The 16,177-nt window shown below is 41.9% G+C and carries 13 protein-coding genes and 1 other RNA gene; 10 read left to right on the top strand and 4 right to left on the bottom strand.

Annotated elements, in window-relative coordinates; translation table 11 throughout:
- Positions 1-51 precede the first annotated feature (51 nt).
- The 8 genes from NWP17_RS02510 (at position 52) to NWP17_RS02475 (ending at position 10,674) form a co-directional block, all read left to right on the top strand.
- Positions 52-1,782, top strand: coding sequence for a diflavin flavoprotein (locus NWP17_RS02510; RefSeq protein ID WP_280653337.1), 1,731 nt, complete (start codon positions 52-54; stop codon positions 1,780-1,782).
- 290 nt (positions 1,783-2,072) lie between these two features.
- On the top strand, positions 2,073-3,932 hold the full coding sequence (locus NWP17_RS02505) for an NAD(P)H-quinone oxidoreductase subunit F (RefSeq protein ID WP_280653336.1): 1,860 nt from the start codon (positions 2,073-2,075) through the stop codon (positions 3,930-3,932).
- Between the two features lie 50 nt (positions 3,933-3,982).
- Complete coding sequence (locus tag NWP17_RS02500) at positions 3,983-5,488, top strand: NADH-quinone oxidoreductase subunit M (RefSeq protein WP_280653335.1); 1,506 nt, start codon at positions 3,983-3,985, stop codon at positions 5,486-5,488.
- 97 nt (positions 5,489-5,585) lie between these two features.
- Positions 5,586-6,899 (top strand): CO2 hydration protein, encoded by a 1,314-nt coding sequence (locus NWP17_RS02495; RefSeq protein WP_280653334.1) that lies wholly within the window; start codon positions 5,586-5,588, stop codon positions 6,897-6,899.
- A gap of 338 nt (positions 6,900-7,237) precedes the next feature.
- The gene (gene tmk, locus NWP17_RS02490) at positions 7,238-7,867 is read left to right on the top strand and encodes a dTMP kinase (RefSeq protein WP_280653333.1); all 630 of its coding nucleotides are present in this window, start codon (positions 7,238-7,240) and stop codon (positions 7,865-7,867) included.
- Positions 7,868-7,986: 119 nt separating this feature from the next.
- Positions 7,987-8,418 carry a pentapeptide repeat-containing protein gene (locus NWP17_RS02485; RefSeq protein ID WP_280653332.1) on the top strand — a complete coding sequence of 144 codons (432 nt, stop codon included), beginning with the start codon at positions 7,987-7,989 and terminating at the stop codon, positions 8,416-8,418.
- 156 nt (positions 8,419-8,574) lie between these two features.
- Positions 8,575-9,315 carry a cytochrome c biogenesis protein CcdA gene (locus tag NWP17_RS02480; protein WP_280653331.1) on the top strand — a complete coding sequence of 247 codons (741 nt, stop codon included), beginning with the start codon at positions 8,575-8,577 and terminating at the stop codon, positions 9,313-9,315.
- 3 nt (positions 9,316-9,318) lie between these two features.
- The gene (locus tag NWP17_RS02475; protein WP_280653330.1) at positions 9,319-10,674 is read left to right on the top strand and encodes a cytochrome c biogenesis protein; all 1,356 of its coding nucleotides are present in this window, start codon (positions 9,319-9,321) and stop codon (positions 10,672-10,674) included.
- A 10-nt stretch (positions 10,675-10,684) separates the two neighbouring features.
- On the opposite strand, the gene queF is transcribed toward NWP17_RS02475, so the two are convergent.
- From queF to ffs, 4 genes are all read right to left on the bottom strand, one after another.
- Positions 10,685-11,113, bottom strand: coding sequence for a preQ(1) synthase (queF, locus tag NWP17_RS02470; protein ID WP_280653329.1), 429 nt, complete (start codon positions 11,111-11,113; stop codon positions 10,685-10,687).
- 59 nt (positions 11,114-11,172) lie between these two features.
- Positions 11,173-11,568: a hypothetical protein gene (locus NWP17_RS02465; protein ID WP_280653328.1), complete on the bottom strand. Its 396-nt coding sequence runs from the start codon at positions 11,566-11,568 to the stop codon at positions 11,173-11,175.
- Positions 11,569-11,757: 189 nt separating this feature from the next.
- Positions 11,758-12,159: a phasin family protein gene (locus tag NWP17_RS02460; protein WP_280653327.1), complete on the bottom strand. Its 402-nt coding sequence runs from the start codon at positions 12,157-12,159 to the stop codon at positions 11,758-11,760.
- A 27-nt stretch (positions 12,160-12,186) separates the two neighbouring features.
- An RNA gene (gene ffs, locus NWP17_RS02455) (signal recognition particle sRNA small type) lies at positions 12,187-12,283 on the bottom strand.
- 174 nt (positions 12,284-12,457) lie between these two features.
- Here ffs and uvrB point away from each other — a divergent pair.
- Both uvrB and mgtE read left to right on the top strand, forming a co-directional pair.
- On the top strand, positions 12,458-14,455 hold the full coding sequence (uvrB, locus tag NWP17_RS02450) for an excinuclease ABC subunit UvrB (protein WP_280653326.1): 1,998 nt from the start codon (positions 12,458-12,460) through the stop codon (positions 14,453-14,455).
- An 82-nt stretch (positions 14,456-14,537) separates the two neighbouring features.
- Positions 14,538-15,938, top strand: a complete 1,401-nt coding sequence (mgtE, locus tag NWP17_RS02445; protein ID WP_280653325.1) for a magnesium transporter — start codon at positions 14,538-14,540, stop codon at positions 15,936-15,938.
- Positions 15,939-16,177 lie beyond the last annotated feature (239 nt).

The raw sequence follows: 16,177 nt of genomic DNA, 5'->3' as shown, positions 1-16,177 counted from the left end.
TTACTAAATTAGCGACGAAGGAATAAAACTAAAACTGGTGAGGAAAATATGATGACTAGTTCTAGATTGAAGGGTTTTAGAGATGTACAAGTGGCGAATATTGGCGAAAATACCTTGATTTTGCGATCGCGTACTTGGGAGCGTCTTAAGTTTGAAGTGGAGTATTCCCGTCAAAAGGGAACTACAGCCAATTCATATTTGATTCAGGCTGACAAAAAAGCTGTTATTGATCCTCCTGGAGAGTCTTTCACTGGTATTTATTTACAGCAACTACAAGAACAGCTGGATATTAGTACTCTGGATTATATTATTCTTGGTCACGTTAATCCTAACCGTGAAGTTACGCTGAGGGAGTTATTGTCGCTAGCATTAGGAGCTACAGTGATTTGTTCTCGTCCTGCTGCGAACGCTTTAAAAAGTGCTTTTCCGGAGTGGGAAGGACGTATTCAAGCTGTGCGTTTTGCGGATACTTTGGATTTGGGACAAAAACATCAGCTGTCATTTTATACGGTTCCTACTCCTCGTTGGCCTGATGGTCTTTGTACTTATGACCCTGCAACTCAGATTTTGTACACAGATAAATTTTTTGGCGCTCATATTTGCGAAGATGCGTTATTTGACCAAGACTGGAAAAAATTAGACCCGGAACGTCATTACTTCTTTGAGTGTCTCCATGCACCCCAGGCGAAACAAGTAGAAGCGGCTTTAGATAAGTTGGCGGTTTTGACGGCTAGATGTTATGCTCCTGGTCATGGTCCGGTGGTGCTTTATAGTCTGAGTCGTTTTACTTATGATTACCGTAAATGGTGTCAAGCACAAAAATCTCAAGATTTAAAAGTTGCCGTGCTTTATACTTCGGCTTATGGCAGTACAGCAAGTTTAGCTCATGCGATCGCTCAAGGTTTAATTGAAAATAATGTTAGTGTGGAGTCAATTAATTGTGAAGTTGCAGACCCGGTGGACATTAGCGGTGTGGTGGAGGCCTGCGATGGTTTTATTATTGGCTCTCCGACTTTAGGGGGTCATCCACCAACCCAAATTCAAACTGCTTTGGGGATAGTGTTGTCAAGGGCTGCAAAAACCAAGTTAGTGGGGGTGTTTGGTTCTTATGGTTGGAGTGGGGAGGCTATAGATTTAATTGCTGGTAAACTCAAAGATGCTAACTATAGTTTCGGCTGTGAAACTATTAGGGTGCGTTTTAGTCCTACGGTAGAAGCTCTTGAACAATGTCAAGCGGCGGGGGCGAGTTTTGCTCAAAATTTAAAGAAAACCAAGAAACTGCGTACTTTCCGCCGGGTGGCTTCTGAAGCTAAAATAAACCGTACTGAACAAGCTGTAGGTAGGATTATTGGTTCTTTGTGTGTGGTTAGCACTCGTGATTTAGATAGTCATCAAGGTATTTTAACTTCTTGGGTATCTCAGGCAACGTTTAATCCTCCAGGGATTATGATTGCTATTAGTCAAGAGCAGAATGCAGATTTAATGGGTGAACCTGGTGAGCAATTTGTGTTGAATATCCTAGAGGAAAATAGAGATTTACGGCGTTATTTCGGCGGTCAAAGCAGAATAGGGGAGAATCCTTTTACTCATCTGGGGACAAAAACGGCTGATAATGGCTGTTTAATCTTAACTGAGGCGTTAGCTTATCTGGAATGTACTGTCACGAATATACTTGAATGTGGGGATAGATACTTAATTTATGCTGTGGTGGATCAGGGAGAGGTGTTAGAACTTAATGGCGTGACTGCTGTGGAACATCGCAAATCAGGTGGATGTTATTAATTTGATAAGTTCGGTGGTAGTGGGGGGAAGAGGCCTGCACTACCAGATTTTGTTGATTAATGGAAAGGGCTGATACTGCATAGACTATAGTCTATGGTTTGCGGCTGAAAATATCAATATAAGAATTAGTTATGGTAGAGATTGTCAATTCATGTTGTGAATTAATTTCTTTTTGGTGAACATAACGGTAAGATAAAAATAATATTAAGCAAAAATAAATTTCTCATATTGACCGAGTAGTTGCCCTACTGAGGTCTATTGTCTCCTAAAAAAAAACAGAGGTTAATTTTATGGCTCAGTTTCTCCTAGAGACTGTATGGCTAGTTCCTTGCTATGCGTTAATAGGTGGTCTTTTGGCGATTCCTTGGTCACCAGGAATTATTCGCAGAATTGGACCTAGACCGGCGGGTTATGTCAATTTAATGATGACATTTTTGGCGTTGGTTCATAGTGTGATAGCTTTACAAGCAAGTTGGAATCAACCACCTCAAGAAATATTTATTCCCTGGCTATCAACTGCTGGTTTGAATCTCACTATTGCTTTAGACATTTCTTCTGTCAGTGTAGGGGCGATGGTGGTAGTAACCGGCTTAAATTGGCTGGCGCAAGTTTTCGCTATTGGTTACATGGAAATGGATTGGGGTTGGGGACGCTTTTATTCTTTGTTGGGAATATTTGAAGCGGGATTATGTGCGTTAGCTTTGTGCAATAATCTGTTTTTTAGTTATGTAATTTTGGAGATTCTGACTTTAGGAACTTATCTTTTAGTGGGTCTATGGTTTAGTCAACCTTTGGTGGTCACTGGTGCAAGAGATGCTTTCTTAACTAAACGGGTGGGGGACTTATTCTTGCTGATGGGAGTATTGGGGTTATGGACTTTATCGGGAACTTGGAATTATACGGAGTTGGGAGTATGGGCGGCTAATACCCAAGTAGATGCAGGGGTGATTACATTAGTGGGTTTAGCATTGGTGGCGGGTCCGATGGGTAAGTGCGCTCAATTTCCTTTGCATTTGTGGTTAGATGAAGCAATGGAGGGACCGATTCCCAGTACAATTTTGCGTAACTCGGTGGTGGTTGCCAGTGGTGCATGGGTACTGATTAAGTTGCAACCTGTATTAACTTTATCTCCTGTGGTTTCTTCATTTATTGTCGCTGTTGGTGCGGTGACTGCTGTGGGTGCATCTTTAATTGCCATTGCTCAAGTTGACCTGAAGCGCTGCTTATCTTATTCTGTGAGTGCTTATATGGGCTTGGTGTTCATTGCTGTGGGGGTGCAGCAGGAGGAAACGGCGCTATTATTGGTACTTACCCACGCTGTAGCATCTGCGTTATTGGTGATGAGTACTGGCGGAATTGTCTGGAATAACATTACTCAAGATGTAACTCAACTGGGGGGCTTGTGGAAGCGTCGCCCTTTTTCTGGGTTAGCTTTTATTGTGGGAACTTTGGGTTTAATTGGTTTTCCTCCGTTGGGTAGTTTTTGGGCTTTGTTGAAATTGGCTGACGGACTGTGGGCAAGTTATCCTTGGTTGGTGGGAGTTATTATCACGGTCAATGCTTTAACAGCTGTGAGTTTGACGAGAGAATTTGGCTTGATTTTTGGTGGTAAAGCTAAACTGATGAGTGAGCGATCGCCTGAAGTTCATTGGCCGATGATAGTACCGATGATGATTTTATTCGGGTTTGTGCTGCATTTGCCTTTGGTGTTACAAAGCTTATCAATATTACCAACTTGGGCAAATTTAAATAAGGATGTGGCTTTGTTGCTGATTTGGTCAAGTATTTTTGGTTGCAGCATTAGTGGGGTAATTTATTTAGGGAATATTCCTAAACCAGTGCGTCTACCTTGGCAAGGTTTACAAAACTTGTTGGCTTACGATTTTTACACTCCTAAAATTTACCGCATGACTATCATTTTGGGTGTTGCCCAGCTTTCTAAATTTGCTGATATGATGGACCGTTTTGTGGTGGATGGGATTGTTAATTTAGTAGGTTTGTTTTCGCTTTTAGGTGGGGAGGGTTTGAAATATAGTAATTCTGGACAAACTCAATTTTATGCCTTCACTGTGCTGGTGGCAATAGGCATTTTCGGCGCATGGATAACTTGGCCGTTTTGGGGAGTCCAACTTTTAAGCCTGATTTTCTAAATCGCTAACCAAAGTTTATTTGCAATAGACCAATTAGTAACCTCAAGCTTATGCTCAGTGTTTTAGTTTTAATCCCAATTTTGAGTGCTGTAATTATCGGTTGTTTACCTGATAAAACTGTTTCAGCAAGTCGCGTTCGCTTAGTGTCTTTAACTGTAGCGGGCATGGTTTTACTGTGGAATTTGTTTATTTTACTGAAATTTGACATCACTAACCCAGGGATGCAGTTTGAAGAATATCTACCTTGGAATGAAACCTTGGGTTTGAGTTATCACATGGGTGTTGATGGCTTATCAATTTTAATGCTGCTGTTAAATAGTTTACTTACCTGGATTGCTATTTATAGCAGTGACAAGGAAACTGAACGCCCACGACTTTTTTACTCTTTGATTTTATTAGTTAGTGGTGGGGTGTCCGGGGCATTTTTAGCAGAGAATTTGCTGTTATTTTTCCTGTTCTACGAATTGGAGTTAGTCCCGTTTTATTTACTAATTTCCATTTGGGGAGGAGAAAAACGGGCTTATGCTGCTATGAAATTTTTGATTTATACTGCTGTTTCAGGGGCTTTGATTTTAGCAACTTTCTTGGGGATGGTATTTTTGACTGGTGCTTCTAGTTTTGCCTTTGATGCTGTATCTACACAAACATTATCCGCGGGTTTGCAACTGCTTCTCTTGGGGGGAATTGTCTTAGGGTTTGGGATTAAAATTCCTCTGGTTCCTTTCCATACTTGGTTACCTGATGCTTATGTTGAAGCTTCTGCACCTATTGCGATTTTATTAGGTGGGGTGTTGGCTAAGTTGGGGACTTATGGACTGTTACGCTTTGGCTTGGGGATGTTTCCTCAAGTTTGGCCTGTGGTGGGTCCGACTTTGGCAATTTGGGGTGCAGTTAGTGCAATTTATGGAGCGGTGGTGGCGATCGCGCAAACAGATATTAAACGTATGGTAGCATATAGCTCCATTGGTCATATGGGTTATGTTTTGTTAGCTGGGGCTTCTGGTACGGCTTTGGCTTTGGTGGGGGCTGTGGCTCAAATGTTCAGCCACGGTTTAATTTTGGCAATTCTCTTTCATTTGGTGGGGGTTGTGGAGGCTAAGGTGGGAACGCGGGAATTAGATAAACTCAATGGGTTAATGAGTCCTATTCGCGGTTTACCTTTAATTAGCGCTTTACTGGTTCTGAGTGGGATGGCGAGCGCTGGTATTCCTGGTTTAACAGGATTTGTGGCGGAGTTTCTGGTGTTTCAAGGTAGTTTTTCGGTTTTTCCGTTGTCAACTCTTTTATGTGTGGCATCTAGTGGTTTAACGGCAGTTTATTTTGTTATTCTGCTCAATCGTACCTGTTTTGGCAAGTTGGATAATAAGTTGGCTTATTACCCTAAAGTGATATGGGCTGAAAAAATACCGGCTTTGATTTTGGCGGCTCTGATTGTGTTTTTGGGAGTACAACCTACTTGGTTGGTGCGTTGGAGTGAACCGACAACTACAGCTATGGTGGCGAGCATTTACCCGCTAGATAAAACTATAGTTTCTCAAGTTACTGTGAGGTATTAGGAAATTGCACATCAACTAATTAGATCAAATCTTAATGATATTGCCTGAAAATTTAACCATCCAATTTAACCATTAAAATCAAGGGAATTAAAGTGCCATGGTACAAGCAGGGGAAAGTCATACTACAAAATTACCACCGTCTCAGCATGAATTTGCTGATATAATTCATCGTCTTGAGGCTGGTGGTTCTATGTTGCCAGATACGCCAGAAAATTTAATGCAAATTATCGGCATTTATAAGGCCTATGCGGTACCTATGGATTTTTACTGGCGGGATTTACTCTATATTGCTGAACGGGTATTTTTAGACCCTTTGCCGTTTTTTAAATACTTTCTGCCTGGGGAGTATTTACAACGACATAATCATTATGCTGGGGATGATGCAGAGTTGAGAGTGTGGCGGGGTGAAGCTGGTGCCCATCCGGAACTGTTGGCATTTATAGAAAAGGGTGAAACTATCAAAATGCCTAAGTTATTACATCACTTATTCCATGACCGCATTAACATGGAATTTGCGGAGGCTTGTATGCGGGCAATGCTTTGGCATAGGGGGATGGGCGGCAAATTTGACCCGTATTTAGACACTGAAGAATATCAGGGGAATGCTGACCGGGCAATTAGGGCTTATTTCCAAGGTAATCCATTGATGTCGGCACTTTATAAACTGTTTCCGGATATGTTTATAGAACAGTGCCGCCAAATGTCTTACTATGCGAATTTGGGGCTATTCTGGGAAGTTATGGCTCCTGTGTTCTTTGAAATGTCTGATTTATATGATGAGGGGAAAATTAGTTCTGTTCCAGAGGCGATGAATTTTCTAGTTAATGGGATTTTTGCTGTGGCAAATCGTCCTATTTACCATCATGTTTATATCCGTGGTGAATGTTACGAAATTGTACCTAAGTCTAAAGGCTTTGTTTGGCTTTATGAAGCTGCATTACCTTATGTGGAGGCTGTTTTTTATCGGACGGCTCCTTTCCGGGGTACAAAGTCATATAATGCTCAAGCGGGACAAGTGCCGGTGGAGCAAAAAGATTTTCACTATGGAATTCTCTATGCAGATGTTTTCCCGGTGGGTACTGCGGGTATCCCCCCAACTCTGCTGATGCAAGATATGTTACACTTTTTACCACAATATCTGGTTGATTACTATCAGGGTTTTTGTCGGGGTGAGGAGGATATGTTGATTCAGTTGGGGATTAGTTTTCAACGGTCGATGTATAATGTCACTTCTGCTGTTATTCAAGCATTGCGGACTGTACTATGCCATCCTTTAGATGACTCTAATTCTGAACATTTACAAGCTAACAGAGATTTTTTTGAGGCTCAGTTAAATCGTTTTACTCGTGCTGAATACAATATTCGTGATGCTGCTCGTTTACGTGATATTCAAAGCGGGGAGTATCGTTAATATTTTTACTAAGGGAATGGCGGTTTCTGGGTTTATCGCCATTACTCTGGGTTTTTTGATCAAGAAAGTGGGCTGAATTAAAACCTTTGATCACTCTGGCGAGTTCATAAATTTTCATGAATAAAATGTTATATTTTATTCTAAACCAGTTATGATAAGTATAGTGCAAGGAGTGCTACCAGTTCATTTAGTGTTTGTTACAAGTAATTATGGCAATGCTTCTTTTAAGGTTGTGTTGTACTCTTTAAATTCAAGGGCAACCGGGTGAAATGGTATCAAACTTTACAAAAAAAGCACTTGCGAGTGCTTTTTTTGTGTATAAAAATAAGTTTAAAAGCATGAGTGGGAAATTAATTGTTTTTGAAGGGGTGGAAGGCTGCGGTAAAACTAGCCAAATAGAGCTTTGTGGTCAATGGTTGGCAAATTTAGGGTTGGCTGTGGTGGTGACCCGTGAACCGGGGGGAACAGATTTAGGCTTACATTTGCGCCGTCTTTTATTGGATGGGGTGGAGAATAAACCAATTGCAGAGGTGACAGAATTATTATTGTATGCGGCTGACCGGGCCCAACACCTGGCGGAAGAATTAAAACCAAATCTGGCGGGGGGAAAATATATATTATGCGATCGCTATACTGATTCTACCGTTGCTTACCAAGGTTATGGTAGGGGTTTGAGTATAAGTTTAATTAATCAACTTAACTATATTGCTACTGGTGGGTTAGAAAGTGATGTAACTATTTGGTTAGATGTGGATGTGGAAGTGGGACTAGTTAGGAAAAAAGGTCATGTTGGTAAGTTGGACCGCATTGAGCAGGAAGCGATCGCTTTTCATCGCCGTGTTCAGCAAGGATACGCAGAGTTAGCTGCGTCTTACCCAGATAGAATTGTCCGGGTGGATGGTAGTTTAAGTCAAGAGGCTGTGCAACAAGTAATTCAACAAGTTTTGCGAGTAAAGCTAATGATATAAACAGCTATTTTTTTGTAGTGCGGGGATAGTATGGCTAGGCTCAATAGGAGAGAATAATTACATAACATTGATTGCAATTATGATAATATTGCTGAGGTAATGTCGTTACAGGTGAAATAATGAAACGATTTTTAACTTGGACAATGATGTTAGTTTTGGTTGTTATTTGTTCCCTAACCTTTGGGAGCAACCCTAGCTATGCTTTTAGCCAGGGGGACTTAGACAAACTTTTGAGTACTAAAGAATGCGTGGGTTGTGACCTCGAAGGTGCCGACCTCAGTGGTGCCGACCTCAGTGGTGCCGACCTCGACGCTGCCATCCTCAGTGGTGCCTACCTCAGAGATGCCAACCTCAGAGATGCCAACCTCAGTGGTGCCTTCCTCTATAGTGCCGACCTCGAAGATGCCAACCTCGAAGGTGCCGACCTCGAAGGTGCCAACCTCAGATATGCCAACCTCAGTGGTGCCAACCTCGTTGGTGCTAACCTCAGTGGTGCCAACCTCAGATATGCTAACCTCAGAAATGCCAACCTCGATGGTGCTATGAGATAGTTAGCGTTCCTGAGTCTAAATATGATTGTTGACATCTAGAGGGGGATAGTAACTAAGATCATGTTTTCAAACTCTTTCTAGATGTATAACCCCAACCAAAAATCAGTTATTAAGTTAGAATGTTAGGGTAACAAGCATTGCCTGCTAAAACATCCCATGCTGGAGACTCTGGAAACAGGACTTTACCAACTCGAACAATTCGCTAATGGCTTAGTAGCTAACCAATTAACTCATTTAAGCTTGCTGAGTATTGCTATTATTTTTACTGCTGGGCTGCTAACCAGCCTGACTCCGTGTATGCTGTCTATGCTACCTATTACCATTGGTTATATTGGTGGTTATGAAACTAAAAGCCGTCTCCAAGCGGCAGCACAATCTACATGGTTTGCTTTGGGACTAGCCACTACTCTCGCTGGTCTGGGGATTATAGCAGCTTTTGTGGGTAGGGTCTATGGTCAAATTGGAATAGGTTTACCAATTATTGTCAGTGTAATCGCCATTCTGATGGGGCTAAATTTACTGGAAGCTCTACCTGTACAGTTTCCGTCTCTGGGTGAAACTAAGTGGATTTCTGGGGATTTACCCCCGGGTGTGCGTTCCTATTCTTTGGGGTTAACTTTTGGACTGGTGGCTTCTCCTTGTAGTACGCCTGTTTTAGCTAGTTTGCTGGGTTGGGTTGCTACTACCCAAGATTTAATTCTTGGGGCGGTTTTGTTATTGTGCTACACTGGGGGGTATGTAGCACCGTTGATTTTAGCGGGTACTTTCACTGCTAGTATTAAAAAGCTGCTGGAGTTGCGGCGCTGGTCTGGTTGGATTAATCCGGTGAGTGGTGTGTTGTTAGTAGGGTTTGGTGTATTTTCTTTGATTTCTCGACTTCCTTGGGGCAGTTTTTAAGCAATGACTGAAAATTCAGTTTCCACAGAATTAAATTGGTGGTCAGCACTGGGGCGATTTTTACGGGGAGAGATTTTACCTGTAATTACTGACTTAAGATTGGCTATTATTCTTTTACTACTCATTGCTGTTTTTAGTGTTAGTGGTACGGTGATAGAACAGGGCCAGTCACCTGGTTTTTATCAGGCTAACTACCCGGAGAGTCCGGCTTTATTTGGTTTTCTGACTTGGAAGGTAATTCAAGTAGTGGGTTTAGACCATGTATATCGGACTTGGTGGTTTCTGGGGTTGCTGATTTTATTTGGTGTTAGTCTCACGGCTTGTACATTCACTCGTCAGTTACCGGCTTTAAAAACTGCTCGTCGTTGGCAATATTACCAAGAACCGCGGAAGTTTCAAAAGTTGGCTTTGAGTGGAGAGTTAGATCATGGTTCTTTACAGGTTCTGAAGGAAATTTTACAGCATCGGCGTTATCAAGTTTTTCAAGAAAAAGACCATATTCTTTATGCTCGTAAGGGGATGATTGGACGCATTGGACCGATTGTTGTCCATGTGGGTATTGTCACTATCCTGTTGGGGGGAATTTGGGGGGCGATGACTGGATTTATGGCTCAGGAAATGATCAGCAGTGGTGATACTTTTCAGGTGAAGAATATTATTGATGCTGGTCCTTGGGCTAATACAGCAGTTCTCCAAAATTGGTCGGTGCGTGTTAATCGGTTTTGGATTGATTACACGCCTATTGGTGGTATTGATCAGTTTTATTCTGATATGTCTGTTTTGAATGGTCAGGGTGAAGAGGTTGATCATCAAAAGATTTTTGTTAATCAACCTTTGCGTTATGGTGGGGTAACTTTTTATCAAACTGATTGGGGAATTGCATCTGTTCGCATCAAGTTTAATAACAGTCCTATTTTTCAGTTACCAATGGCTATGTTAGATACTCAGGGACGGGGGCGGATTTGGGGAACTTGGATTCCTACTAAACCGGATTTGAGTGAGGGGGTGTCTGTGATTGCTAAGGATTTGCAGGGAATGGTATTAATTTATGATGCTGCTGGTAAATTAGTGGATACGGTGCGGACTGGAATGTCTACTCAAGTTAATGGGGTAAGTCTGAAAGTTGTAGATGTGGTTGGTAGCACTGGCTTACAAATTAAGTGTGATCCTGGTGTCCCGGTGGTTTATGCTGGATTTGCACTGTTGATGTTGGGCGCGGCCATGAGTTATTTCTCTCACTCCCAAATTTGGGCTTTACAAACGAGCGATCGCTTGTATATTGGTGGTAAGACTAACCGCGCCCAGGTAGCATTTGAACAGGAAGTATTACAGATATTAGAGGGGGTTAGTTCTAGATGAGTGAGTTAAATTAATTTACTGTGGGTTTTGATCCTGGTTGGCGATGATGCACTTGTACGACTGTATGCACATTACCACGGGGGGTAAAGTCGGCTTTGACTGTGACTTCTAAGGGATCACAGGCTGCAACAAAATCATCTAAAATTTGGTTGGCGGATTCTTCATGAGAAATATAGCGATCGCGGTAACTGTTAATATAAAGCTTTAGTGCTTTTAACTCTACGACGCGCTGATCTGGGACGTAGGTAATATAAATTGTAGCAAAATCTGGATAACCGGAAAATGGGCATTTACAAGTAAATTCCGGTAAGCTGATAGTGATGTCATAGCGCCTACCCAGACGGGGGTTAGGAAAGGTAGTTAGTTGACCTTCTTTTATTTCCCGCTCTCCATACTTGATTTCTGGCTGGGGTACTGTTTCAGGTAAGGAATTGCTCATACTCTCTTGAAGATTTTTTGGGTGTTTTTAATTTGCCACAATTTTACTCTTAACTAAGTTTACACTTTTTCCCAATCAGGACAATGACTATCATGCCATCCGTGGGGGTGCATAGCACAGACTAAGAGATTATCGCTGTAAACTTGACCGTGGTAATGCTGACAACCCATACAAGCGGGATTCGTTTCTGTTGTGGGTTCCACCCCATAGGGAAAAGCAGTTTCTGTATCTCCGACCATATCTTCTATTTCCCAGTAAACTTCTAAAACTGGGTCGTTTAATTCTTCTAAACACTGGTCAAGGTCAGTGGCTATGGTGTTTTGTAACTGTTCGGCTATGTCTTCTGTTACTTCCCAAAGTACATCCATGATTTCACCCATTCCTAAAAAAAAACGTTCTACTTCGTCAGCTACGGTGGATACTATTGCTGCTAAATCTTTTTGCCATTGTTCCATAAATTATAAGCTCTAAGTGCCTATACCAAGGACAATACTACATCCTAGGCAATATCTTAGGCAATGTATGTTATCAAGTTTTTCTATTAAGTTTTTCTATTAAGTTTTTATAAATAATGCTATGTACAGTTGCCACACATAGCAATATAACGATATGAAAGTTTACTTTAATTGAGTTTAATTGATCTTTTATTGGTTTTGCTGCAAATTTTTTAACTCTTCTTGGAGTTTGAGGACTTGTTGGCGCAACTCAGCTACGTTATCTGTTGGGGTGGTTTGTGACTGTGGGGAAGGTGTGGTGGTTGTGTCTTCGTTTTCTTCTAAAATTTCAATGCGCCGGGGTTCTTGGGCTGGTGGTTGTTTCTCGGTTTCGCTTGGTTTGGGGGGGGTTTGAGCTTGTTTCATCATTTCTTCTACAAAACGGCGGGCTTCTTCTGAGTTCATTTCGCCTTTAGCCACCATTTCATCTGCTAGTTTTTGGACTTTCAGGCGTAGTTCACTGAGCTTGACTCCTGCTTTCTCACTGGCGTAAGAAGCCAAACCAAGACCGAGGTAAAAGGCTTTTTGAACAATATCTCCAAAACCAGCCATCGCTGATGAACGCTCCTCATCAAATAGGGGGACCCGGAGACTACGCCTACTATAAGCATCCCGTATTGCTGCTACCTTCCGGTCCTGACAAGATTTGGGCGTTACAGCCGCGTAGATCCAGGTCTTAAATCAATATAACACAAAATTTTTAAAAGTGTGTGTTGTTGGACAACAATTTTTTATTTTTTAAGCTCATAGGTGAAGCAGCTGTTGAGTTGGTATAATTATTATGATTATGATTATTTATAGTGCGTCTTTGAGTTAAAAAATTTCTGCGGGACTAATTGAAAAGAATTATATGCAAGGATTTTGTCTTCAAGCACCTTTTATTCCTACAGGCGATCAACCCCAGGCTATTGCTCAACTGGTGAAAAGTATCCAAAGTGGTAACCGTTACCAAACTTTACTGGGGGCTACGGGTACTGGTAAGACATTTTCTATAGCGGCGGTGATTGAAAAGGTGGGTAAGCCTACTTTGGTGTTAGCTCATAATAAAACTTTGGCGGCACAATTGTGTAATGAATTGCGGGAGTTTTTCCCTCACAATGCAGTTGAGTATTTTGTCAGCTATTACGATTACTACCAGCCGGAGGCGTATATCCCGGTGACAGATACTTACATTGAAAAAACGGCGGCGATTAATGATGAAATAGATATGTTGCGACATTCGGCGACGCGATCGCTGTTTGAACGTCGTGATGTAATTGTGGTAGCTTCCATTAGCTGTATATATGGTTTAGGTATTCCGGCGGAATATCTGAGGGCGGCTATTGGTTTGAGAATAGGTATGGAAGTTGACCAGCGCCGGGTTTTACGAGATTTAGCGTCTGTGCAGTATAGTCGCAACGATATAGAAATGGGTCGGGGGCGTTTTCGGGTGCGGGGGGATGTGTTGGAAATTGGACCGGCTTATGAAGATAGGATGATTCGGGTGGAGTTTTTTGGTGATGAAATTGAAGCGATTAGATATATTGACCCGGTAACTGGGGAAATTATCAGCAGTTTAGAAGCTGTTAATATCTATCCAGCGCGTCACTTTGTTACACCCCAGGAAAGGTTAGAAATAGCTTGTGGTGAGATTGCTGCTGAGTTAAAACAGTATCAAGGAGAATTAGAAAAAGCGGGTAAGTTACTGGAGGCCCAACGCATCGACCAACGGACACGCTATGATTTGGAAATGTTGCGGGAAGTGGGTTATTGTAACGGGGTAGAAAATTATTCTCGTCATTTAGCAGGAAGAAAGGCTGGCGCACCTCCAGAGTGTTTGATTGATTATTTTCCCCAAGATTGGCTGTTGGTTATAGATGAATCTCATGTGACGGTCCCTCAAATTCAGGGGATGTATAAGGGGGACCAGTCGAGAAAAAAGGTGTTAATTGACCATGGGTTCCGCCTCCCTAGTGCTGCTGATAACCGACCGTTACAAGCAGGAGAGTTTTGGGAAAAGGTAAATCAATGTATTTTTGTTTCTGCTACACCAGGAAATTGGGAGTTAGAAGTTTCCGCGGGTCATATTGCGGAGCAAATTATTAGACCGACGGGAGTGGTTGACCCAGAAATTTCTGTGCGTCCGACTACTGGGCAAATTGATGATTTATTAGGGGAAATTAAAGACAGGGTAGACGTAAAAGAAAGAGTGTTAATTACTACATTAACTAAGCGGATGGCGGAGGATTTAACTGAGTATCTGCAAGAACAGAATATAGGGGTGCGGTATTTGCATTCGGAAATTAATTCTATTGAGCGAATTGAGATATTACAAGATTTGCGGGAGGGTAAGTTTGATGTGTTGGTGGGGGTGAATTTGCTGCGGGAGGGTTTAGATTTACCGGAGGTTTCGTTGGTGGTAATTATGGATGCAGATAAAGAGGGTTTTTTACGTGCGGAACGTTCTTTGATTCAAACAATTGGTAGAGCAGCGCGCCATGTGCGGGGACAAGCGATTTTGTATGCTGATCATCTCACGGGAAGCATGATGAAGGCTATTGAGGAAACAGATAGAAGGCGTGGGATTCAAATGGCATATAATCGAACTTATGGTATCACACCTCAACCGATTGTGAAAAAATCTAGTAATGCGATTTTATCTTTTTTAGATGTTTCTCGGCGGTTAAATGCCAGTGAGTTAAAAATTGTGGATGAACATCTGGATCAATTACCTTTGGAGGAAATTCCTGAGTTGATTGGTAAGTTGGAAGCACAGATGAAAGATGCAGCTAAGAATTTGGAATTTGAGGAAGCGGCTAGGTTACGCGATCGCATTAAGCGTCTGCGAGATAAAATACTAGGACGTTGAGTTGAAGCAGGGGGTAGGATGCTGGCAATACAAGACGATTAATGTATATAAATTAAATGGGTAGTGCTGAGGAAAGTAGATTTTGACGGAAACAAATTATGTAAATTTTAACAACCAAAATATTACCCGCGGCGAATTGTCAGACTTGGTGCGAAGTCAACTACAAATGCTGCTAGAAGCTGGTAACTTACAGGCTGCAAAATCTATTTTGGCACCTGTGCAAGCTGCGGATATTGCTGAGGCTATTGAGGGTTTACCGGAAGCAATGCACGCTTTGGTTTTTCGCTTGCTTCCTAAAACTGAGGCTATTGAGGTTTACGAATATCTGGACTACACTGTTCAAGAACATTTAATTACAGAACTGAGAAGTCAGGATGTGCGTGACATTGTAGATAAAATGTCACCAGATGACCGGGCTAGGTTATTTGATGAGTTACCAGCAAAGGTTGTTAACCGCTTGTTAGCACAACTGAGTCCGGCGGAGCGGGAAGCCACGGCCCAATTGTTGGGTTATGAGGCTAATACTGCGGGACGGATTATGACCCCGAAGTTAATTTATCTAAAGGAAAATTTCACAGTATCTCAAGCCATAGACCGGATTCGCAGTCTGGCTGATCATAGTGAGATGATTTATTATCTCTACGTGACTGATAACGCTAGACGCTTGACGGGAATTGTTTCTTTACGAGAGTTAGTGGTGTGTCAGCTAGAACAAACCATTGGGGAAATTATGACCCGTGAGGTGGTGTTTGTCTACACAGATACGGACCAGGAAGAAGTGGCTAAACTAATACAAAGATATGATTTTTTAGCTGTGCCTGTGGTGGATAAAGAACAGCGTTTAGTGGGTATTGTTACTGTTGATGATGTGATAGATATTCTACAACAGGAAATCACTGAGGATATTTACACCTTGGGGGGTGGTGTGCAGTCTGATGGTGAGAATTATTTTCAAATGAGTTTACTGGAAGTTGCCCGGAAGCGGGTGGTGTGGTTGTTTGTTTTGCTGATAGCTAATACGGTGACTGGGACTATTATTAAGTCCCAAGAAGATATCTTAAAACAAGTGGTAATATTGACTGCTTTTATTCCTTTGCTCACTGGTACTGGTGGTAATGTGGGGGCTCAGTCTTCTACGGTGGTCATTCGTGGTATGAGTACTGATGACATGAAATCATTGGGAGGATGGGAGGTGGTTGGCAGAGAGGCGATCGCTGGGGCTTTTTTAGGAATAATGTTAGGTAGTATTGCCACGGTGTGGGCTTATTTTCTCCAAGGACGCGCAGAGGTAGCTTTTACTGTAGGTATTAGTTTAGTAGCTATTGCTGTTATTGCTTCTGTTTCGGGTTCGGCGCTGCCGTTTTTATTCCAGTCCCTCCGCTTAGACCCGGCTTTGATGTCAGCACCTTTTATTACTACGGCTGTGGATGTACTGGGTGTTTTGATTTATTTTTACTTAGCCAGAGTAATTTTAGGTTTATGAGGGTTTTGTAGGGCTGAGTACAAGTCTGGTTTGCTAAGAATCTACTTAACTTGGGCTATATTTATTATTTACTTGTTGTTGTGGTGGTTTTTCCTGTTAATTGATCAACACGAAACTATCTAAAAGTTTAGAAAAATAACCTTTTGGATTTTACTTTGTAAAATCCAAAAGGTTAACGTATGCTTTAACTCCCAACTTACAATTTGCAAGTTCAGGCATTTTTACCCCGGATGTAAGCC

The organism is Chrysosporum bergii ANA360D (genome assembly GCF_029891735.1).
Classification (GTDB): domain Bacteria; phylum Cyanobacteriota; class Cyanobacteriia; order Cyanobacteriales; family Nostocaceae; genus Umezakia; species Umezakia bergii.
The sequence above is the reverse complement of the archived record's forward strand: the minus strand, read 5'-3'. Positions and strand labels throughout refer to the sequence as shown.

What these genes read in the sequence shown, in the direction of transcription:
- NWP17_RS02485 (WP_280653332.1), top strand. Translation starts at nt 7,987, where the DNA reads ATGAAACGATTTTTAACTTGGACAATGATGTTAGTTTTGGTTGTTATT.
- NWP17_RS02475 (WP_280653330.1), top strand. Translation starts at nt 9,319, where the DNA reads ATGACTGAAAATTCAGTTTCCACAGAATTAAATTGGTGGTCAGCACTG.
- NWP17_RS02465 (WP_280653328.1), bottom strand. Translation starts at nt 11,568, where the DNA reads ATGGAACAATGGCAAAAAGATTTAGCAGCAATAGTATCCACCGTAGCT.
- NWP17_RS02495 (WP_280653334.1), top strand. Translation starts at nt 5,586, where the DNA reads ATGGTACAAGCAGGGGAAAGTCATACTACAAAATTACCACCGTCTCAG.
- queF (WP_280653329.1), bottom strand. Translation starts at nt 11,113, where the DNA reads ATGAGCAATTCCTTACCTGAAACAGTACCCCAGCCAGAAATCAAGTAT.
- NWP17_RS02480 (WP_280653331.1), top strand. Translation starts at nt 8,575, where the DNA reads ATGCTGGAGACTCTGGAAACAGGACTTTACCAACTCGAACAATTCGCT.
- uvrB (WP_280653326.1), top strand. Translation starts at nt 12,458, where the DNA reads ATGCAAGGATTTTGTCTTCAAGCACCTTTTATTCCTACAGGCGATCAA.
- NWP17_RS02460 (WP_280653327.1), bottom strand. Translation starts at nt 12,159, where the DNA reads ATGGCTGGTTTTGGAGATATTGTTCAAAAAGCCTTTTACCTCGGTCTT.
- NWP17_RS02510 (WP_280653337.1), top strand. Translation starts at nt 52, where the DNA reads ATGACTAGTTCTAGATTGAAGGGTTTTAGAGATGTACAAGTGGCGAAT.
- NWP17_RS02500 (WP_280653335.1), top strand. Translation starts at nt 3,983, where the DNA reads ATGCTCAGTGTTTTAGTTTTAATCCCAATTTTGAGTGCTGTAATTATC.
- NWP17_RS02505 (WP_280653336.1), top strand. Translation starts at nt 2,073, where the DNA reads ATGGCTCAGTTTCTCCTAGAGACTGTATGGCTAGTTCCTTGCTATGCG.
- tmk (WP_280653333.1), top strand. Translation starts at nt 7,238, where the DNA reads ATGAGTGGGAAATTAATTGTTTTTGAAGGGGTGGAAGGCTGCGGTAAA.